Genomic DNA, 19,632 nt, shown 5'->3' with positions numbered 1-19,632 from the left:
GATCATGACCCTGCGCCCCACCCTGCTTCTCACGCTGTGCCTGCCGCTGGCCGTGCTGGCGCTGTCCGGCTGCGGCCGCGAGGCCGCACCGCCCGCCGACGCGCCGCGCGCGGTCAAGCTGGAAACCGTCGGCAGCGATGCCGCGCGCGACAGCACCCGCTACCTCGCCCAGGTGCGCCAGCAACAACGCGCCGATCTCGGCTTCGAAGGCGGTGGTCGCATTGCCGCCATCGCCGTGGACGTGGGCGACCGCGTCCACGCCGGCCAGGTGCTCGCACGCCTGGACCCGGAACCGAACAGCCTGCGCCTGCAGCAGGCCGAGGCCGGCGTCGGCATCGCCGCGGCAGACCTGCAGCAGCAGCAGACCCAGCTCGCCCAGCAGCAGGCCATGTTCGACGACGGCGCCGCCTCGGCCGCGACCCTGACCGCGGCCAAGAGCGCCTTCGCCGCGGCGCAGGCGAAGGTCCGCAGCGCGCAGTCGGACCTGGCGCTGGCGCGCCGCGCGGTGCGCCAATCGGAACTGCGCGCACCGTTCGACGGCAGCGTGGTGGCACGCCTGCAGCAGCCCGACAGTCTTGTGAGCGCGGGCCAGCCGGTCCTGCAACTGGACGGCGCCGATCGCGCGCAGGTGCTGGCGACGCTGCCGGCCGATCGCGCTGCGGCACTTCAACCGGGCCAGAGCGTCCTCGCCTACCGCAGCAGCGCGCCGCAGCAGGCGCTGCCGCTGCGCCTGCGCAGCGTGTCCGAACGCGTGGACGGCGGGGCCACCGTGCAGGCGCTGTTCGACAGCACCGGTGCCGACGCGGCGCAGCCGCGCAGCGGCGAATCGCTGCTGCTGGCCCTGCCCGACAGCGCCGCCGATCAGGCGCCGAGCGTGCCGTTGAGTGCGCTGATCCCGAGCATGGCCGACGGCCAGACCATGCTGTTCGTGTACCGCCAGGACAGCGGCAGCGTGCGCCGCCGTCAGGTCGTCACCGGGCACGCCGAGGGCGGCCGCGTGCAGATCCTGCGCGGCCTGGCTCCGGGCGAGCGCATCGTCGCCGCCGGCGCCGCCTTCCTCCACGACGGCCAGCACGTCGTGCCGTTCCGTCCCACCACCCGCCTCGGCACCACCTCGCCATGAACCTGACCCGCGCCACCCTGCAATCGAGCCGCCTGGCGCTGTTCAGCGCCGCCCTGATCCTGATCGGCGGCATCGTCACCTTTCTCGGTTTCCCCTCGCAGGAGGAACCCAGCGTGACCGTGCGCGATGCGATCGTGCAGGTCGGTTACCCCGGCATGCCCAGCGAGCGCGTGGAGAACCTGCTCGCGCGTCCGCTGGAGGAACGGCTGCGCGAGGTCAGCGGGCTGAAGAAGATCGTCACCACCATCCATCCCGGCAGCGCCATCGTGCAGGTCACCGCGCAGGACAGCGTCAAGGACCTGCCGGCGTTGTGGCAGCGGGTGCGCAGCAAGGCGGCCGAGGCCGGTGCCGAGCTGCCCGCGGGTACGCAGGGGCCGCTGGTCGACGACGACTTCGGCCGCGTCGCCATCGCCTCGATCGCGGTCACCGCGCCCGGCTTCAACACCGCCGAGATGCTCGGACCGCTGCGGCAGATGCGTGCGCAGCTGTACGCCGTGCCGGGCGTCGAGCGGGTCACCTTCCACGGCCTGCAGGACGAGCGCGTCTATGTCGCCTTCGACCGCACCAGGCTGGGCGAGGCCGGCCTCACCCCGGCCGCGGTCGCGCAGCAACTGCGCGCGCAGAACGTGGTCGCCGGCGGCGGCCTGGTCGCCGCGTCGGGCATGGCGATGACCGTGACAACCTCCGGCGAGGTGCGCGATCTCGACGACCTGCGCAATGCCCCGATCGCCACGCAGGGCGCCGACGGCCCACGGCAGATCCCGCTGGCGCAACTGGCGCGGATCGAGCTGATGCCGGTGGATCCGCCGGACGCCGGCGCCATCTACCAGGGCCAGCCGGCGGTGGTGGTGGCGGTGTCGATGGCGCCGGGCAACAACGTCGCCGAGGTCGGTAAGGCGCTGCGCCGCACCCTGGGCGAGACCGCCAAGATGCTGCCGGTGGGTTTCGCACAGCACGTGGTCACCTTCCAGGCCGACGTTGTCGAGCGCGAGATGGGCAAGATGCATCACGTGATGGGCGAGACCATCGTCATCGTGATGGCGGTGGTGATGCTGTTTCTCGGCTGGCGCACCGGCCTGATCGTCGGCGCGATCGTGCCATTGACCATCCTCGGCGCGCTGATCGCGATGCGGGTGCTGGGCGTGGAACTGCAGACCGTGTCCATCGCCGCGATCATCCTGGCGCTGGGCCTGCTGGTGGACAACGGCATCGTCATCGCCGAGGACATCGAGCGGCGCCTGGCCGCCGGCGAGGAACGCCGCGCCGCCTGCGAGGCCGCCGGCCGCAGCCTGGCGATCCCGCTGCTGACCTCTTCCCTGGTGATCGTGCTGGCGTTCTCGCCGTTCTTCTTCGGCCAGACCAGCACCAACGAATACATGCGCTCGCTGGCGATCGTGCTGGCGGTGACCCTGCTCGGCTCGTGGCTGCTCAGCATCACCATCACCCCGCTGCTGTGCATGTACTTCGCCCGCGCGCATGTCGCGCCGGCCGATGGACATGGCGACAGCTACACCTCCAAGCCGTACCGGCTGTACCGGCGCACGATCGAGGCGCTGCTGGCGCACAAGGCGCTGTTCCTGGGCAGCATGCTCGCCCTGCTCGCCCTGGCGGTGACCGTGCTGGCCTCGGTGCCGTACAGCTTCCTGCCCAAGTCCGACCGCCTGCAGTTCCAGATGCCGGTGACCCTGCAACCGGGCAGCGATGCGCGCGAGACACTGCGCACCGTGCAGTCGATCAGCCAGTGGCTGGCCGACCGTCGGCAGAACCCGCAGATCGTCGACAGCATCGGCTACGTCGCCGACGGCGGCCCGCGCATCGTGCTCGGGCTGAACCCGCCGCTGCCGGCGGCCAACATCGCCTACTTCACCGTCAGCGTGCGGCCGGGCAGCGACATCGATGCGCTGATCGCCAAGGTGCGCTCCCACCTGCGCCAGGCCTACCCGGCGGTACGCGCCGAGCCCAAGCGATTCTCCCTGGGCTCGACCGAATCCGGCGTGGCGATCTACCGGGTGATCGGCCCGGACGAAACGCAACTGCGCCGGATCGCCGCCGGCATCGCCGACGCCCTGCGTGCCCTGCCCGGCACGCTGGACGTCAGCGACGACTGGGACAGCCGCATTCCGCGCTACGTGGTGCAGGTGGACCAGGCCAAGGCGCGCCGCGCCGGCGTCGCCAGCGAGGACATCGCCCAGGCGCTGCAACTGCGCTATGGCGGCGTGGACGCCTCGGTGATCCACGACGACGGCAGCTCCGTGCCGATCGTGCTGCGCGGCGACAGCGACCCGCATGCACGCGGCGGCAATCCCGGCGACACGCCGATCTACCCGTCCTCCGGCGCCGCGCCGCTACCGCTGGCGGCGATCGCCGACATCCAACTGAGTTCGGAACCCTCGACGATCCAGCGCCGCAACCTGAGCCGCGCCATCACCATCACCGGCCGCAACCCGGACCTGACCACCGACCAGGTGGTGGACGCACTGGCCGACAAGGTCGCGGCGCTGCGCCTGCCGCCGGGCTACCGCATCGAGATGGGTGGCGAACTGGAGGACGCCGCCGAAGCCAACCAGGCGCTGCTGCAATACATGCCGCATGCGCTGGGCGCGATCCTGCTGCTGTTCGTGTGGCAGTTCAATTCGTTCCGCAAGCTGTTCATCGTGGTCGCCAGCATTCCGTTCGTGTTGATCGGCGCCACCCTCGCCCTGCTGGTCACCGGTTATCCGTTCGGCTTCATGGCCACCTTCGGTCTGCTCGCGCTGGCCGGCATCATCGTCAACAACGCGGTGCTGCTGCTCGAACGGATCGAGGCCGAACTGGCCGATGGCCTGAGCCGGCACGAGGCGGTGATCGCCGCAGCGGTCAAGCGCCTGCGCCCGATCGTGATGACCAAGCTGACCTGCATCGTCGGCCTGATCCCGCTGATGCTGTTCGCCGGGCCGCTTTGGACCGGCATGGCCATCACCATGATCGGCGGCCTGGCCCTGGGCACGCTGGTGACCCTGGGGGTGATTCCGGTGCTGTACGACCTGCTGTTCGCACGCCGCGCCGGCAAGCCGGCGAAGGTCGCGGCATGAAGCGGCGGCGCTGGCACCGCGCGATCCTGGCCTGTGTCGTGCTGTGCATGGCGCTGTGCACCGGCGGCTGTGCCAGCATCACCCTGCAACGCGTGGATGCGGCGCGCTACATCCAGGCCAAGCGCGGCGACGCGCTGAGCACCGCGCGCCCCAGCGATGCCGCGCTGCAGACGCTGAACGTGGCCGGCCTCGACGCGGCGCGCTGCACGGCGACGGTGCCGCCATGCATCGACCGGTTGCTCGGCAATGCCGACATGGACCAGGAGCGCACTCTGGCGACGGCGGCGGAACTGTCGCTGCTGGCCGCGCAACGTGCCGCCAGGCAGCACCCGGCCAGCGATGCCACGCTGGCCGCCTGGCTGCAGACCGCGCGTTACGCCTACGCCTACCTGTTCTTCAGCGCACGCACGCCAAGCGAACGCGCTTTCGAGGAACGCCAGACCCAGGTGCGCGACTACTACAACTACGCCGTGCAGCAGTCGGTGACCGCGTTGTTCGCCCGCTACCGGCGGCATCCGCCGGCCACGCACGAGGCCGGCGCGCAGATCGCCGCCCTGCCCGACTGGACGGTGACGCTGGATGCCAGCGGCGTCGGCAACCCGCAGGACATGCCGATGCCCGAGACGATGCTGGCGGCCAGCGGCCTGCGTTTCGACGGACTGCGCAGCGTGTATCGGCGCGATGGCTTCGGCGCGGAGATGGTCGCGGTCCTGCCGCAGCCGGCGGCGGAGGCCATCCGCAGCACCGACGCCACTCCTGTCTACAGCGACATGCCCACCCCCAACCTCACGGTATTGCTGCGTTTCGATGGCCGCACGCTCAAGCAGGTGCTGGCCAGCCACAGCGCGCACGTGGAAGTCCACGACCCCTCGCTCGGCGATCGGGTCACGATGGGCGGTGTCGACGTGCCGCTGGCGGCCAATTTCAGCGCCGGCTACGGCGTGTGGATGGCGCGCGCCGGTTTCGCCGCGCAATCGCTGCGCACCCTGCTCGGCCTGGGGCACGGCATCGACCGGCCGCACGTGTTCCTGACCCAGCCCTACGATCCGAACCGGCGCGTGCTGGTGCTGCTGCACGGGCTGGCCAGCAGCCCGGAAGCCTGGGTCAACTTGGCCAACGACCTGCTCGGCGATCCGCAGGTCCGCGCGCGCTATCAGATCTGGTTCGTCTACTACCCGACCAACCTGCCGATTCCCTACACCCACCTGCAGGTTCGCAACGCCCTGGAGCAGACGCTGGACCAGTTCGATCCGCAACGCCGCAGCGTCTCCGCACATGACATGGTGCTGATCGGACACAGCATGGGCGGCGTGCTGGCGCGCTTGATGGTGTCTTCCAGCGACGGCGAGCGGCTGTGGCGAACCCTGTTCGACGGGGCGGCGCTGGATCCGCAGGCGCGCCAGGCACTGCACGCCAGGCTCGGACCGATGCTGCAGTTCGCGGCGATGCCGGAAGTGTCCGAGGCGATCTTCCTGGCCACCCCGCAGCGCGGGACGCCCGAAGCCGCCGGCACGGTGGGCGAACTGGCACGCGCCGTGATCGGCCTGCCACGGCGCGTGCTCGACCAGTTCCAGGACATCGCGGGCAAGAACATGCTCGACGGGCTGCCCAACAGCATCGACAGCCTCAGCGACCACGACCCTTTCATCCTCGCCGCGGCGCAGTTGCCGATCTCACCACAGGTGACCTATCACTCCATCATCGGGCAGGAGGATCCGCGCGTGCCGCTGGCGCAGTCCAGCGACGGCATCGTGCCGTACTGGAGCGCCCACCTGCCCGGCGCCGCCTCGGAAACGGTGATCGTTTCCGGGCACAGCGTGCAACGCACGCCGCAGGCGATCCTGCAGATCCGCCGGCTGCTGCATTGAACTGGCGCAGCGCTAGCCCCTCATCGATGCAGCAACAGCCCCACTGTCCCTAAGGGAGAAGGAACCAAAAGCCCCTCTCCCACCGGGAGAGGGGTTGGGGTGAGGGTACGGGGCGCGCAGCGCCTGCACCAATCTGCCCATGCGAGGCGACGCCCGGACCCTCATCCGCCCCTACGGGGCACCTTCTCCCGGAGGGAGAAGGGAGCAGCCAAAGCCCCTCTCCCCTCGGGAGAGGGGTTGGGGTGAGGGTACGGGCGCCGCTTCGCACACCCCGGATGCAGGCATGAAAAGAACAGCAGCACCACTCGCTCGAAGAAGCCAGCGATCCACCCGGCTTCCAGCGCATGCTTGCCGCATCTCGCAGCCACCGCACGCATAAAAAAACACCCGGCAGTGCCGGGTGTTTTCGAAAGTGGCGTCCCCACGGGGATTCGAACCCCGGTCGCCACCGTGAAAGGGTGATGTCCTAGGCCTCTAGACGATGGGGACGCGGATAACGATGTTGCTTTGCGGACGGCCTATGTCCGAAAAGTTGGTGGAGCCAGCCGGGATCGAACCGGCGACCTCTTGCATGCCATGCAAGCGCTCTCCCAGCTGAGCTATGGCCCCACGTGTACTGGCAGAAGCGGAATCTTACCCGACTTTCTTCCGATGTACAAACCCCGCACTAAGTGCGTTCGGCAGAGCCGAACCCGGATGCGCGCGAGGAATTCCTGCGAAAAATGGCGTCCCCACGGGGATTCGAACCCCGGTCGCCACCGTGAAAGGGTGATGTCCTAGGCCTCTAGACGATGGGGACGCTGTGTAACGATGTCGCCTTTGCGGACGGCCTATGTCCGAAAAGTTGGTGGAGCCAGCCGGGATCGAACCGGCGACCTCTTGCATGCCATGCAAGCGCTCTCCCAGCTGAGCTATGGCCCCACGTGCTGCGAGGAGCGGAATATTAACGATCGTGATCGGCACACGCAAGCGTTTTTTTCGGAACGTTCGCGACGCCGCACACGCCCTCGCAACGACCGGCTGCATCCGCGCGCACGCCTGCATTGCGCGACGTCTGCGCCTCACGTCCAACGATGGAGGCGACCTGCGGAACTCGCCGCACACGGCGCCAATCCGCCTCCGCAGCCCTCCGCCACTCGTGTCGATGATTGCCGATATCGGCACAACGGGTGGATTTGCGCGCCCCTTGCGCGGTCGGCAGGAACCGAATGCTTCGCCTAACGTGCGACCCACATATAGAGATGTGCTCGGGAAGTACCCATGGCCACTGCCATTCCCCCCGCCTCCTCCAACGACGGCAAATGCAGATGCGCTGGCGGCGCGGCCGAACTGTCGGCTATACTCCGCGGCCGCGCCGAAGTGGCGGAATCGGTAGACGCAGCGGACTCAAAATCCGCCGCCCTTAAAAGCGTGTGGGTTCGAGTCCCACCTTCGGCACCAGGACTGACGGCAGCTTCGGCTGCCGTTTGTTTTTTGCGTGACCGCCGCGGCGCGCGTCGACGTCGATCACAGGTAAACGCTTCATCTTCCTGCGCGCGTTTGTCTAGGCGGTGGCAGTGACGGTCCCGCTATACTTTCCGTTCCCAAACCTTAACGAGCAAGCGATGTCGGCATTGCGGGGCCTGCGTATCCTGGTGGTCGAGAACGACGAAATGAACGCCACGCTGCTGGAGTTGCAGCTTGCCCAGGCCGGTGCCGAGGTGGTCGGCATCGCCGCATCCGTGCAGCAGGCCCTTGCGCTGATCGACAGCGAGCGCCCGGACCGGGCGGTGCTCGACTTCCGCCTCTCCGCCGGCGAGACCAGCGAACCGGTCGCCCGGGCGCTGAGCGAGCGTGGCACCCCCTTCGTACTGGCCACCGGCGTGGCCGCCGACGCGCTCCCTCCCGGTTTCGCCGCCGGCGTGGTGCTGACCAAGCCCTACCTGTCCGAGCAGCTGATCAAGGCGTTGCAGGACGCTCACGCCAAGACGACCGCACGCCCCTGAGAATCTTCGGTCGTAAGCCCGCCGCCTGGCGGGAACGCTTCGAGGAACTCCGCCATCAACGTCAAGGACTGTTCGCCGCCTCCTGTCCGGTTTCCCGCCGGCAGCGCCACGGGGGCCTTGCTGCGCGCCATCGATTGGCGTGAGCACGAACTGGGCCCGATGGAGCACTGGCCGCGGAGCCTGCTCACCGCACTGTCGATCTGCCTGAACTCGCGGTTCCCGATGGCGGTGCGCTGGGGCGAGCGCCAGTTCAACCTGTACAACGACGCCTACGTGCCGATCCTCGGGTTGCGACACCCGCAAGGGTTCGCGCGGCCGATGGAAGAGGTATGGCCGGACGTCTGGCCCGAGGTGCGGGCGCAGGCCGACCAGGTGATGGCCAGCGGCGAATCGACCTGGAACGAACATATTCCGTTGACGATGATGCGCAACGGCTACGGCGAGCAGGTGTATTTCACCTTCTCCTACAGCCCGCTGTTCGACGACGAGGGCCGCATCGCCGGCGTGCTGTGCGTGTGCACCGAGGACACGGCGCGGATCACCCTGGCGCGCGAACGCGACACGCTGCTGAAGGCGCTGGACGCGCAACGTGCGCAGATGGCCGATGCCTTCGAGCAGTCGCCGGCGGCGCTGGCGATCCTGCGCGGCCCGGATTACGTGATCGAGACCGTCAACCGGCGCTACCAGCAGCTGGTCGGACCGCGCGAGGTGGTCGGCCGGCCACTGACCGAGGCCATCCCCGAAATCCAGCAACAGGGCGTCATTGGCCTGCTCGACAACGTCCGCACCAGCGGCGTGCCGTTCATCGACGAGTCGATGACCTTCCAGCTGTGCCGCAGTCCGCACGAAGCGACCTCGGACACCACGCTGGAATGCGTGTACCAGCCGATGCACGACGCCGAGGGCCGGGTCAGCGGAATCCTGGTGCATGGCATCGACCGCACCGAACAGGCGCGCGCGCAGGCGCACGACAGCTTCCTGCTGATGCTCGAGGACACCCTGCAGAACCTGCACAGCACCGAAGCCATCTGCGAGACCGGTGCCGCCCTGCTCGGCCAGCACCTCGGCGCCAATCGCTGCGCCTACGCGATCGTCGAGGCCGACGAGGACGAGTTCGACGTGCGCGCCGACTACGTCGACGGCGCCTCGCACCTGACCGGGCGCTCGCGCTTCAGCGATTTCGGCAGCGACCTGCTGGACTGCATGCGCGAAAACCGGCCGTGGGTGGTGCAGGACACCGAGACCCACCAGCCGCCGATGCGCCTGGACGACCAGAACTACCGTCGTCTAGGCATGCGCGCCGTGCTGACCGCACCGCTGCACAAGGCCGGCCGCCTGGTGGCCGCGATCGGCGTGCACCAGGCCCAGCCGCGCGTGTGGACCTCGGCCGAGATCGAGCTGGTGCGGCTGGTGGCGGCGCGCTGCTGGGAATCGATGCAACGCGCGGGCGCGCAAAGCGCACTGGCCAGCAGTGCCGCGCGCCTGAGCGAACTGGCCGATGCGATGCCGCAGATCGTGTTCACCGCCATGCCCGACGGCCACGTCGACTACTTCAACCGCCGCTGGTACGAGTACACCGGGCTGCCGGTCGGCGAGGCCGGCTACGACAGCTGGCGCCATGTGCACACCGAGGAAGGCCTGGCGCGGGTGATGGAGGTGTGGCCGGAAGCGCTGCGCAGCGGCAAGCCGTACGAGATCGAGTACCCGCTGCGCCGCCACGACGGCGAGTACCGCTGGCATCTCGGCCGCGCCCTGCCGATCCGCGACGACAGCGGCCGCATCGTGCGCTGGATCGGCACCAACACCGACATCCACGACCGCCGTCTGGTCGAGCAGCGCCTGCAGGAAAGCGAACTGCGCTTCCGCCAGCTGTGCGACAACGCGCCGGTGATGATCTGGATGTCCAATGCCGACGGCGACTGCGAATACATCAGCCGCCAGTGGTATCTGTTCACCGGGCAGAGCGAGCAGGAGGCGCTGGGCAGCGGCTGGCAGGAAATGATCCATGCCGACGACCTGGCCACGGTCGGCCGTACCCTCGCGCGCGCCTGCGCCGACCGCCGCGCCTACACCGTGGAATACCGCCTGCGCCGCCACGACGGCGAGTACCGCTGGTGCGTGGACACCGCCACGCCGCGCTTCAGTTCGTCCGGCCAGTTCCTGGGCTTCATCGGCTCGCTGCTGGACATCGCCGAGCGCAAGCGCATCGAGAATGCCACCACCGCCGAGCGTGCGGCGCTGGAGATGATCACCACCGGCAAGCCGCTGAGCACGGTGCTGGAGGCGATCGCGCGCGGCATCGAGTCGCAGAGCGATGTCGGCCTGCGCTGCACCATCATGCTGGTCGACGAGCACCGCCAGTGCCTGCTGGAAGGCGCCGCGCCGAGCATGCCGCCCGCCTTCCGCAAGGCGGTGCAGCGCCTGCCGATCGACCCCAACACCGGCTGCTGCGGGCGCGCCGCCTATCTGCGCCGGCAGGTGCTGTGCAGCGACGTGCGGGTGAACCCGCATTGGCAGGCGTATCTGGCGACCGCCCTGGAGGCGGACATCGTCGCCTGCTGCTCGACGCCGATCCTGGCCAGCAACGGCGAAGTGCTGGGCGTGGTCGCGCTGTACTACCCGTTCGTGCACTACCCCAACCCGCACGAACAGGATCTTGCGCGCTCCGCCTCGCACCTGGCAGGCATCATCATCGAGCGCCGCGGCACCGACCTGCGCCTGCAGCAACTGCTCGCCGCCGAGCAGAGCGCGCGCAGCGAGGCCGAACGCGCCAGCCGCATGAAGGACGAGTTCCTGGCCACGCTCAGCCACGAGCTGCGCACGCCGCTGAACGCGATCCTGGGCTGGTCGCGGCTGATGCAGGACGATGCGGTGCGCCAGAAGGACCTGACCAAGGGCCTGGAGGTGATCGAGCGCAGCGCGCATTCGCAGGCGCAGATCATCGACGACCTGTTGGACATGAGCGCCATCCTGTCCGGCAAGGTCCGCCTGGAGGCCGGCGAGCTGGACCTGCGCGCACTGCTCAGCGAGACCATCGATGCGGCGCGCCCCGGCGCGCAGAACAAGGGCATCGACATCGTGCTGGTCGCCGACGAAGCGACCGCCCTGCCCTATCTGGGCGATCGGGTGCGGCTGCAGCAGGTGCTGACCAATCTGATCGGCAACGCCATCAAGTTCACCCCCAGCGCCGGCACGGTCACGGTGACCCTGGACAGCACCAGCACCCACGTCCGCATCGCCGTCGGCGATACCGGCATCGGCATCGACCCGGCGTTCCTGCCGCACGTGTTCGACCGCTTCCGCCAGGCCGACGCGAGCAGCACGCGCAGCGCCGGCGGCCTCGGCCTGGGCCTGGCGATCGCCAAGCAGCTGGCCGAACTGCATCAGGGACAGTTGTCGGTCAGCAGCGACGGCGTCGGCCTCGGCGCAACTTTCACCCTGCTACTGCCGCGCAACGACGTGCAGAGCCTGGATCCGATCCGCCGTGGCAACGACGTCGCGCTGTCCGGCGGCATGCTGCGGCGCGACGGCATTCGCCTGGATGGCGTGCGCGTGCTGGTGGTGGACGACGACATGGATTCTCGGGGCGTCACCCAGCGCTTCCTGCAGGAAGCCGGTGCCGTGGTCGAGGCCGCGGTCTGCGCCGACGATGCCGAAGCGCTGCTGCGCGAACGGCCGTATGCGCTGCTGGTCAGCGACGTCGGCATGCCGCGCCGCGACGGCCACAGCCTGATCCGCAGCATCCGCGCCCGTGGTGCCGGCGCAGCCAGCCGCATCCCGGCCATCGCGCTGACCGCCTACGTGCGCAGCGAGGATCGCGCGCTGGCCCTGGAGGCCGGCTTCGACGCGCACCTGGGCAAGCCGGTGGATCCGGTCAAGCTGCTCGGGCTGGCCGCATCGCTGGTGGCGCCGGTACCGGCCGCGCTCGCCACCGACCAGAGCCAAAGCGCCGAATCGGCCTGAGTCGGCGCTGCGCGGCCGCACCGTGTGGCCGGCACTGGATGCACCGGCGCGAGCGCGCCGGATTTTTTCTGCTGGAACCTCAGCTGCGCTTGGCGCGCGCGAACGCGTCGGCCAGCGCGCTGTTGACCGGCGCCGCGGCAGCCGGCCGCGGCTTGGCATTGCCGCCGCCCGCATTGCCACGCCCGTCGCGCTCGCGCCGCGGCGGGCCGCCGGCGCCACGTGCGTCGCGGTCGCGGTCGGCCGGACGCGCCGGCGCCGGCGTGTCGTCCAGGCGCCGGGTCAGCGCGATGCGCTTGCGCGCCACGTCCACTTCCAGCACCTTGACCTTGACGATGTCGCCGGCCTTGACCACGTCGCGCGGATCCTTGACGTAGCTGTCCGAGAGCGCGGAGATGTGCACCAGGCCATCCTGGTGCACGCCGATGTCGACGAACGCGCCGAAGGCGGCGACGTTGCTGACCACGCCTTCCAGCACCATGCCCGGCTTGAGGTCCTTGATGTCCTCCACGCCGTCGGCGAAGCGCGCCGCCTTGAACTCCGGGCGCGGGTCGCGGCCCGGCTTTTCCAGTTCCTTGAGGATGTCGCGCACCGTCGGCAGGCCGAACTTCTCGTCGGTGAACTGGTCCGGCTTGAGTCCGCGCAGGAAACCGCCATCGCCGATCAGCGCCTTGATCGGCTTGCCGGTGGCACCGACGATGCGCTCGACCACCGGATAGGCTTCCGGGTGCACCGCCGAAGCGTCCAGCGGCTCCTCGCCATCGGCGATGCGCAGGAAGCCGGCGCATTGTTCGAACGTCTTGTCGCCCAGCCGCGGCACCTTGAGCAGGTCCTTGCGGCGCTTGAACGGGCCGTTGTCGTCGCGGTGGCGCACGATGTTCTCGGCCACGCTCGACGACAGCCCGGACACGCGCGACAGCAGCGCCGCCGAGGCGGTGTTGACGTACACGCCGACCGCGTTCACGCAATCCTCCACCCTGGCGTCCAGCGCCCGCGCCAGGCGGTACTGGTCGACGTCGTGCTGGTACTGGCCCACGCCGATCGCCTTGGGCTCGATCTTGACCAGTTCCGCCAGCGGATCCTGCAGGCGCCGCGCGATCGACACCGCGCCGCGCAGCGACACGTCGAGCTGCGGGAACTCCTTGGCGGCGAACTCGGACGCCGAATACACCGAGGCGCCGGCTTCGCTGACCACGATCTTTTCCAGCTTCAGCTGCGGGTTCTGCTTGATCAGGTCCGCGGCCAGCTTGTCGGTCTCGCGGCTGGCGGTGCCGTTGCCGATCGCGATCAGTTCGACGCCGTGCTGCGTGCACAGCTGCCGCAGCGTGTGCAGCGACTGGTCCCACTGCCGGCGCGGCTCGTGCGGATAGATGGTGTCGGTGGCCAGCAGCTTGCCGGTGGCGTCGACCACCGCGATCTTGCAGCCGGTGCGGATGCCCGGGTCCAGGCCCAGGGTCACGCGCGGCCCGGCCGGCGCCGCCAGCATCAGATCCTGCAGGTTGTCGCCGAACACCGCGATCGCCTCGGCCTCGGCCTTTTCGCGCGCCTGGTTGAACAAATCCAGCAACAGGTGCATGTGCAGCTTGGCACGCCAGGTCAGACGACAGGCATCCAGCAGCCAGCGGTCGCCCGGGCGGCCCTGGTTGGCGATGCCGGCGCGCAGCGCGACGCGGCCTTCGGCGTACTGGTGGCCGGCTTCGGCCTCGCTGCCGGGATCCAGCTCCAGATACACGATCTCCTCGCGACGCGCGCGGAACAGAGCCAGCAATCGGTGCGAAGGAATCTTGGCTAGTGCTTCGGCGTAATCGAAGTAGTCGCGGTACTTGGCGCCTTCCTGCTCCTTGCCCTCGGCCACGCGGGCGCGGATGACGCCCACCTCGCCCAGCCAGGTGCGCAGTTCGCCGACCAGTGCGGCATCCTCGCCCCAGCGCTCCATCAGGATTGCGCGCGCGCCTTCCAGCGCGGCCTTGACGTCGGCCACACCCTTGTCGGCATCGACGAAGCCGGCGGCGAAGGTTTCCGGCACCTGGCTCGGATCGGCCAGCAGGCCGTCGGCGAGCGGTTCCAGCCCGGCCTCGCGGGCGATCTGCGCGCGCGTGCGCCGCTTGGGCTTGTACGGCAGGTACAGGTCTTCCAGTCGCGACTTGGTGTCGGCTGCGACGATCTCCGCACGCAGTTCGTCGCTGAGCTTGCCCTGCTCGGCGATGCTGGCGAGCACCGCGGCGCGGCGCTCTTCCAGTTCGCGCAGATAGGTCAGGCGCACTTCCAGGTTGCGCAACTGGGTGTCGTCGAGCCCGCCGGTGACTTCCTTGCGGTAGCGTGCGATGAACGGGACGCTGGCACCCTCGTCGAGCAAGGCGATGGCGGCGCGCGCCTGCGCCGGCTGCGCGCCGATCTCGGCGGCGATGGTGTTGGCGATCTGCTGGGCGAGCTGAGTGTCGTGCATTGCGTCCGGCCGAAGCCGCCTTGCGGAAAACCCGCATTTTCGCAGTGCGCGCGCCGCCGGGGAACCCGTTGACAGGCGCGCGCCAAGCTGGCGGCGTCAGGTGACGCCGTTCGGCCCGTCCAGCACCATGCGCACCTTGCGGATCAGTTCCTGGCGGTTGTACGGCTTGGCCAGCACCTCGAACTCGTTGCCGCCGGCATCGGTACGCTCGATCGAGGACTCGGCATAGCCGGTGGTCAGCAGCACCTTGATCTTGGGCCGGCGCCGCCGCGCCTCGCGCGCCAGCATCACCCCGTTGAGGCCGCCGGGCATGATCAGGTCCGAATACAGCAGGTCCACGTGCACGCCGGTGTCGAGCAGCTCCAGCGCCTCGCGCGCGTTGTACACCACGTGCGTGGCATAGCCCTGGTCGCCCAGGAACAGCCGCGCCAGTTCGGCGATGTCCGGCCGGTCCTCGACGATCAGGATGGTCTCGTCGCCTTGGCGATCGAACGGACGGCGCGTGCGCGAATCGCGCGGGGCCATGTTCTCGACGTTGTCGTCGATCGGGAAGTACAGGCGCACGGTGGTGCCGTGGCCCTCCTCCGAATACAGGCGCACCGCACCGCCGGACTGCTTGGCGAAGCCGTAGACCATGGACAGACCCAGGCCGGTGCCCTTGCCCTCTTCCTTGGTGGTGAAGAACGGATCCAGCACGCGCGCCAGCACCTCCGGCGGCATGCCGCTGCCGTTGTCGGTGATCGACACGCACACGTAGTGGCCAGGCAGCAGGTTGTCGTAGGTGGTGGGTTCGTCCGCGCGCACCGAGACGTTGCGGGTCTGGATCACCAGACGCGGCGCCGCCTGGTCGGCCATCGCATCGCGCGCATTGATCAGGATGTTGAGCAGCGCCACTTCGGCCTGTGTCGGGTCGATCCGGCAGTTGCGCAGGTCCGGCGACAGTTCCAGCGAGAACGCGATGCCGTCGCCCAGCGTGCGCTCGGCCACATCGCTCATCCCGGCCACCAGGGCATTGAGATTGAGCACGCGTCCTTCCAGCTTCTGCTTGCGCGCGAACGCCAGCAGCTGCTGGGTCAGGCGTGCGGCCTGACCAGCCGCATCGCGTGCGCGGTCCACGCTCTTGCGCAGCAGCGACGGATTCAGCGGGTCGCTCTCGACCGCGTGCTCGATCAGTTCCAGATACCCGGACATGACCTGCAGCAGGTTGTTGAAGTCGTGCGCGATGCCGCCGGTGAGCTGGCCCAGCGCCTCCATCTTCTGCGCCTGGCGCAGCGCGTCCTCGGCATCGCGGCGGCGGCTCACGTCCAGCTGCGAACCGAAGAAATACACCAGCTCGCCACGGTCGTCATACACCGGAGAGATATACAGCGCGTTCCAGAAGCTGGAACCGTCCTTGCGGTAGTTGAGGATCTCGACCGCCACTTCGTCATGCGACTTGATCGCATCGCGGACGCTGCGCACCGTCTCGCGATCGGTGTCCGGCCCCTGCAGGAAGCGGCAGTTATTGCCGATCAATTCCTCGCGACCGTAACCGGTCATTTCCAGGAACGCGCGGTTGACGAAGATGATCGGATTGTCCGGCTGCCGCGGATCGGTCACGATCATCGGCATGCGCGTGGTCTGCACCGCAGCGAAGAAAATATCGCTGCGCTGGTTGGACATGTCGGTGGGGGCGTTCGGGTCGACGGTCGTCGGCGGCGCCGAGGTGTTGCTGGTTTCTGGTGCGGGCATGGTCGGTGGCAGGTCGATGCGAACCGTCGCTGGCCCGCCTAGGCGAGCGGCCACACCGGGGTTCGCACGCCGGCGTCAACGCGAATAATACCTGTGCAAGCGTTCTACCACGATATCGTCCTGCAGCGACTCCAGCGCCATGATCCGCACCTGCCGATCGCTCAATGCCAGCACGCGCTCGACATAGATCTCCGGGCCTGCCTCGGTTTCCTTCATGGACTTGCGGAACCCGTAGGGCACGACGCCCTTCTCTCCGTCCTTGCTGCCACCGATATACAGAACGACCGACATGACGCTTCCTCTGCAGGGAATTCGTGGAACTGGCGCGCACCATACACAGCGCCATGTGAGGGACTTCTGCACCGAGATTAATCGCGGCTGTTTGCCCGAACATGACGTCCGCGGCGGCTCACGCGGACTTAACCGGACCTGCGCCTAAGTCGCACATCCTTTCTGCGCCGGGGCGTCATGGATCTCAAGAGCGGTTATCCCTTCTGGTCGGTCCGCAACGGCCTGATGCAGAGCTTTCCGCAGCTGCGCGACGACGTGCGCTGCGATGTCGCGGTCGTCGGCGGCGGCATCACCGGCGCCTTGATCGCCGAGGAACTGAGCGCGCACGGGCATGCGGTGACGGTCCTGGAGCAGCGCGACATCGGCTGGGGCAGCACCGCGGCCAGCACCGCCCTGCTGCAGTACGAGATCGACACCCATCTGATCGATCTGGCCAAGCGCTATGGCGAACCTGCCGCCGCCCTCGCCTACGGCGCCTGCGCGCAGGCGCTGGAGCAGTTGCGCGACCTGGTCCGGCCGCTGCGCGATGTCGACTTCGGCTGGAACGACAGCCTGTACTACGCCAGCAAACGCCGCCACGTGCGGGTGCTGCTGGAAGAGCTGGAAGTGCGCGCGCGACACGGCCTGGACGTGGAATGGCTGGACGCGCAGACGCTGGACGCGGACTACGGCCTGCAGGCGCACGGCGCGATCCTCAGCCACCAGGCGGCACGGGTGGATCCGTACCGCCTCACCTATCGCCTGCTCGGCCGCGCCTTCCGACGCGGCGTCGGCGTCTACGACCGCACCCGCATCGCGCGGATCGTGGTCACTGGCCGCGGCGTGACTCTGCACACCGATCAGGGCGCGCAGGTGCGCGCCGGCCATGTGGTGATGGCCGCCGGCTACGCCAACCAACACTGGCTGGATCAACGCGTGGCCCGCAACCGCAGCAGCTATGCCTTCGTCAGCGACCCGCTAGAGCCCTCCGTCCTCGGCCCATTGCGCGACACCATGATCTGGGAAAGTGCGCGGCCGTATCTGTACCTGCGCAGCACCGGCAACGGCCGCATCGTCGCCGGCGGCGAGGACGACAGCGTGGACGTGCCGGCGCGCCGCGACGCGCGCGTGGACAGCAAGGCGCGCACGCTGTCGCGCAAGATCGCCAAGGTGATGCCGGGACTGGAGCTGCAGCCGACCTTCGCCTGGGCCGGCACCTTCGCCGAGACCGAGGACGGCCTGCCGTTCTTCGGCCCGCACCCGCAGCACGGCCCGCGCGTGCAGTTCGCCATGGCCTACGGCGGCAACGGCATCACCTACAGCATGATCGGCGCCGGCCTGCTGCGCGCCCAGATCGAGCGGCATGCGCACCCGCTCAAGCGCCTGTTCGGTTTTTCCCGGCTCGACTGACCCGAGCCACCAACACGCGCCACTGGTACATCCGTACGAGTGGCTTCAGCCGCGACCGGGGCGTTCCCGGGAACGCCCGTCGCGGCTGAAGCCGCTCCTGCGCGGCAACGTCGTGCATTGCGAAAGCAGCGGTTTGCGGACGCCACGCGTTCAACCCGTCCCCGGCCACCAACCCCGACCGTACAGCGCATAGCGATCGGCGGCGCGTTCCAATGGATTGCGCACGCTGACCCCGCCGCAGGCCAGGTACACCGGCAGGAACAGCGGCCCGAGCAGCATGTACTGCAGCACGTGCGCACGTTCGTGGTCGCCGAGCCGTACCGCAGGATGCCGGCAGCGACCGGCAGCGTGTTCGTAGGTGGCGCAGGCCACGTCCAGATCGTCTGCGCTGAGCAGGATCACGTTGCCCAGCGTCATCGCCCCGCGTGGCCGCATCGGCACGCGTTCGAACACCAGCGCCAGTTCGCGTCGGCTGAAGCGCAGGCGCGCACCGAAGGCCAGCGCGATGGTCCCGACGAGCATGCCCAGGACAGTGTTCGGCGAGGTCCAGAGAACGCCGACGGCGATGCCGGCACGGCGCCAGACCCGCGACAGCGGCCGCGTCAATCGGCTTCGTTGGGAATCAGCAGCCACAGGATCAGATAGACCAGGATGCCGGGGAAGGCGGCCGAGACGATCGACCCGACCACGTACAGCACCCGCAGCAGAGTTGCATTCCAGCCGAAGCGGTGGGCGATCCCGCCCATCACGCCCGCGATCATGCGGTCGTTCAACGAGCGCGACAGCGAACGGGGTTGCGACATGGCAGCGGCTCCAGCGACGGCGGCCGGCTCACTCTACGCGCGCCGGCGCGGGCGCGGCGTGACGGCGCAATGCCGCCAATTGTTGCTCGAACCAGGCCGCCGCCTCCTGCTCCGGCCGGCCAGGACAGGCGACACGGTAGGCGCTTCCGCTGACGCTGCTGCGGCTGGCGCCTCGCGCGATGAACTGCTCGGCGCTGTCCACTAGGTCGCGCGAACGCAGTGCCGCATACTTGCGCTGCAGATGCGCCTCGGCCTCGCGACCGGAGTACCAGGTCCCGTTGCGTTGGAACCGGCACGGCGAGGACTGCAACGCCGCCAGCAGTCCGCGGATTTCACGGTCGGCCGCGGCCGCAGGCGCAGCGATGCCGCGCTCCACGCTCAGGCAGGCCAGCGCCACCGCCAAGACGACGCCAGCAAGACGCGCCCCTGGCGGCACGACGCGTCGCCGCTGGCGCTCAGTGCCCGCCATCGCGCTCGGCCAGCCACTGATGCAGCGCCGCCGGCACTTCGCGTTGGGCGCGGCCGGAGACGTAGATACCGATATGGCCGCCGCGGAAACTCAGTTCGGCGTAGTCGCGGCTGCCGACCACGCCGCGCAGCGCCCGCGACGCGTCCGGCGGCACCAGGTGGTCCTGCTCGGCATAGACGTTGAGCACCGGCATGGTGACCCGACCCAGGTCCACCGTGTGCGCACCGATGTGCGCGCGCCCGTGCATCAGCGCGTTGTCCTGATAGAACTGCTTGACGAACTCGCGGAAGGTCTCGCCGGCCAGATCCGGCGAATCGAAGATCCATTTCTCCATGCGCAGGAAGTCCTCCAGCGCCCGCGGATCGTCGAGGATGTCGAGCAGGCCGACGTACTTCTGCAGGTTCAGGCGGAACGGCTTGAGCATCAGGTAGCTGACGTTCATCAGGTCCGCCGGCACGTTGCCCAGCGTGTCCACGAACAGGTCGACGTCGACCTG

Annotated in this window: 12 protein-coding genes, 5 tRNA genes and 1 pseudogene; 7 read left to right on the top strand and 11 right to left on the bottom strand. The window is 68.9% G+C overall.

What is annotated here, in order from left to right; translation table 11 throughout:
• The first annotated feature begins 4 nt into the window (after positions 1-4).
• From CEK66_RS13500 to CEK66_RS13490, 3 genes are read left to right on the top strand one after another with little or no spacing between them, the layout of a single operon-like run.
• A complete protein-coding gene (locus CEK66_RS13500) occupies positions 5-1,123 on the top strand; it encodes an efflux RND transporter periplasmic adaptor subunit (protein WP_152237245.1) in 1,119 nt (372 codons plus the stop codon).
• Positions 1,120-4,194, top strand: a complete 3,075-nt coding sequence (locus tag CEK66_RS13495; protein WP_152237244.1) for an efflux RND transporter permease subunit — start codon at positions 1,120-1,122, stop codon at positions 4,192-4,194. Before CEK66_RS13500 ends, CEK66_RS13495 begins: the two co-directional genes overlap by 4 nt.
• Positions 4,191-6,062 carry an alpha/beta hydrolase gene (locus CEK66_RS13490; RefSeq protein ID WP_152237243.1) on the top strand — a complete coding sequence of 624 codons (1,872 nt, stop codon included), beginning with the start codon at positions 4,191-4,193 and terminating at the stop codon, positions 6,060-6,062. The genes CEK66_RS13495 and CEK66_RS13490 overlap by 4 nt, the downstream gene beginning before the upstream one ends.
• Before the next feature lie 413 nt (positions 6,063-6,475).
• On the opposite strand, the gene CEK66_RS13485 is transcribed toward CEK66_RS13490, so the two are convergent.
• The 4 genes from CEK66_RS13485 to CEK66_RS13470 all read right to left on the bottom strand — a co-directional run bounded on the left by CEK66_RS13485 (position 6,476) and on the right by CEK66_RS13470 (position 6,983).
• Positions 6,476-6,551: transfer RNA gene (locus CEK66_RS13485), tRNA-Glu, on the bottom strand.
• A 44-nt stretch (positions 6,552-6,595) separates the two neighbouring features.
• Positions 6,596-6,671 (bottom strand) — tRNA-Ala (locus CEK66_RS13480).
• 114 nt (positions 6,672-6,785) lie between these two features.
• A tRNA-Glu gene (locus CEK66_RS13475) sits at positions 6,786-6,861 on the bottom strand.
• 46 nt (positions 6,862-6,907) lie between these two features.
• A tRNA-Ala gene (locus tag CEK66_RS13470) sits at positions 6,908-6,983 on the bottom strand.
• Between the two features lie 432 nt (positions 6,984-7,415).
• Here CEK66_RS13470 and CEK66_RS13465 point away from each other — a divergent pair.
• The 3 genes from CEK66_RS13465 to CEK66_RS13455 all read left to right on the top strand — a co-directional run bounded on the left by CEK66_RS13465 (position 7,416) and on the right by CEK66_RS13455 (position 12,010).
• Positions 7,416-7,502, top strand: a tRNA-Leu gene (locus CEK66_RS13465).
• A 164-nt stretch (positions 7,503-7,666) separates the two neighbouring features.
• The gene (locus tag CEK66_RS13460; RefSeq protein WP_017909846.1) at positions 7,667-8,047 is read left to right on the top strand and encodes a response regulator; all 381 of its coding nucleotides are present in this window, start codon (positions 7,667-7,669) and stop codon (positions 8,045-8,047) included.
• A gap of 159 nt (positions 8,048-8,206) precedes the next feature.
• A complete protein-coding gene (locus CEK66_RS13455; protein ID WP_226978605.1) occupies positions 8,207-12,010 on the top strand; it encodes a PAS domain-containing protein in 3,804 nt (1,267 codons plus the stop codon).
• 79 nt (positions 12,011-12,089) lie between these two features.
• Here CEK66_RS13455 and CEK66_RS13450 read toward each other — a convergent pair whose 3' ends face one another.
• The 3 genes from CEK66_RS13450 to CEK66_RS13440 all read right to left on the bottom strand — a co-directional run bounded on the left by CEK66_RS13450 (position 12,090) and on the right by CEK66_RS13440 (position 16,475).
• Positions 12,090-14,453 carry a Tex family protein gene (locus CEK66_RS13450; protein ID WP_152237241.1) on the bottom strand — a complete coding sequence of 788 codons (2,364 nt, stop codon included), beginning with the start codon at positions 14,451-14,453 and terminating at the stop codon, positions 12,090-12,092.
• 96 nt (positions 14,454-14,549) lie between these two features.
• Positions 14,550-16,184: a hybrid sensor histidine kinase/response regulator gene (locus tag CEK66_RS13445; RefSeq protein ID WP_152237240.1), complete on the bottom strand. Its 1,635-nt coding sequence runs from the start codon at positions 16,182-16,184 to the stop codon at positions 14,550-14,552.
• Positions 16,185-16,259: 75 nt separating this feature from the next.
• Positions 16,260-16,475 (bottom strand): hypothetical protein, encoded by a 216-nt coding sequence (locus CEK66_RS13440; RefSeq protein WP_017907884.1) that lies wholly within the window; start codon positions 16,473-16,475, stop codon positions 16,260-16,262.
• A 177-nt stretch (positions 16,476-16,652) separates the two neighbouring features.
• Between CEK66_RS13440 and CEK66_RS13435 the strand changes: the two genes are divergently transcribed.
• Positions 16,653-17,864, top strand: coding sequence for an FAD-dependent oxidoreductase (locus tag CEK66_RS13435; RefSeq protein WP_017907885.1), 1,212 nt, complete (start codon positions 16,653-16,655; stop codon positions 17,862-17,864).
• 150 nt (positions 17,865-18,014) lie between these two features.
• Here CEK66_RS13435 and CEK66_RS13430 read toward each other — a convergent pair whose 3' ends face one another.
• The 4 genes and pseudogenes from CEK66_RS13430 to CEK66_RS13415 form a co-directional block, all read right to left on the bottom strand.
• Positions 18,015-18,470: a hypothetical protein gene (locus CEK66_RS13430; RefSeq protein ID WP_017913022.1), complete on the bottom strand. Its 456-nt coding sequence runs from the start codon at positions 18,468-18,470 to the stop codon at positions 18,015-18,017.
• Positions 18,467-18,667 carry a PspC domain-containing protein gene (locus CEK66_RS13425; RefSeq protein WP_026144177.1) on the bottom strand — a complete coding sequence of 67 codons (201 nt, stop codon included), beginning with the start codon at positions 18,665-18,667 and terminating at the stop codon, positions 18,467-18,469. The genes CEK66_RS13430 and CEK66_RS13425 overlap by 4 nt, the downstream gene beginning before the upstream one ends.
• A 28-nt stretch (positions 18,668-18,695) precedes the next feature.
• Positions 18,696-19,070, bottom strand: coding sequence for a DUF5329 family protein (locus tag CEK66_RS13420; RefSeq protein ID WP_152237239.1), 375 nt, complete (start codon positions 19,068-19,070; stop codon positions 18,696-18,698).
• 52 nt (positions 19,071-19,122) lie between these two features.
• Positions 19,123-19,632: pseudogene (locus CEK66_RS13415) on the bottom strand (class III poly(R)-hydroxyalkanoic acid synthase subunit PhaC); the annotation flags it as partial.

This window comes from Xanthomonas sp. LMG 12460 (assembly GCF_009192895.1).
In the GTDB taxonomy this organism is placed as follows: Bacteria; Pseudomonadota; Gammaproteobacteria; order Xanthomonadales; family Xanthomonadaceae; genus Xanthomonas_A; species Xanthomonas_A sontii.
The sequence above is the reverse complement of the archived record's forward strand: the minus strand, read 5'-3'. Positions and strand labels throughout refer to the sequence as shown.

What these genes read in the sequence shown, in the direction of transcription:
- CEK66_RS13425 (WP_026144177.1), bottom strand. Translation starts at nt 18,667, where the DNA reads ATGTCGCAACCCCGTTCGCTGTCGCGCTCGTTGAACGACCGCATGATC.
- CEK66_RS13495 (WP_152237244.1), top strand. Translation starts at nt 1,120, where the DNA reads ATGAACCTGACCCGCGCCACCCTGCAATCGAGCCGCCTGGCGCTGTTC.
- CEK66_RS13440 (WP_017907884.1), bottom strand. Translation starts at nt 16,475, where the DNA reads ATGTCGGTCGTTCTGTATATCGGTGGCAGCAAGGACGGAGAGAAGGGC.
- CEK66_RS13500 (WP_152237245.1), top strand. Translation starts at nt 5, where the DNA reads ATGACCCTGCGCCCCACCCTGCTTCTCACGCTGTGCCTGCCGCTGGCC.
- CEK66_RS13460 (WP_017909846.1), top strand. Translation starts at nt 7,667, where the DNA reads ATGTCGGCATTGCGGGGCCTGCGTATCCTGGTGGTCGAGAACGACGAA.
- CEK66_RS13455 (WP_226978605.1), top strand. Translation starts at nt 8,207, where the DNA reads ATGGAGCACTGGCCGCGGAGCCTGCTCACCGCACTGTCGATCTGCCTG.
- CEK66_RS13490 (WP_152237243.1), top strand. Translation starts at nt 4,191, where the DNA reads ATGAAGCGGCGGCGCTGGCACCGCGCGATCCTGGCCTGTGTCGTGCTG.
- CEK66_RS13450 (WP_152237241.1), bottom strand. Translation starts at nt 14,453, where the DNA reads ATGCACGACACTCAGCTCGCCCAGCAGATCGCCAACACCATCGCCGCC.
- CEK66_RS13435 (WP_017907885.1), top strand. Translation starts at nt 16,653, where the DNA reads ATGGATCTCAAGAGCGGTTATCCCTTCTGGTCGGTCCGCAACGGCCTG.
- CEK66_RS13445 (WP_152237240.1), bottom strand. Translation starts at nt 16,184, where the DNA reads ATGCCCGCACCAGAAACCAGCAACACCTCGGCGCCGCCGACGACCGTC.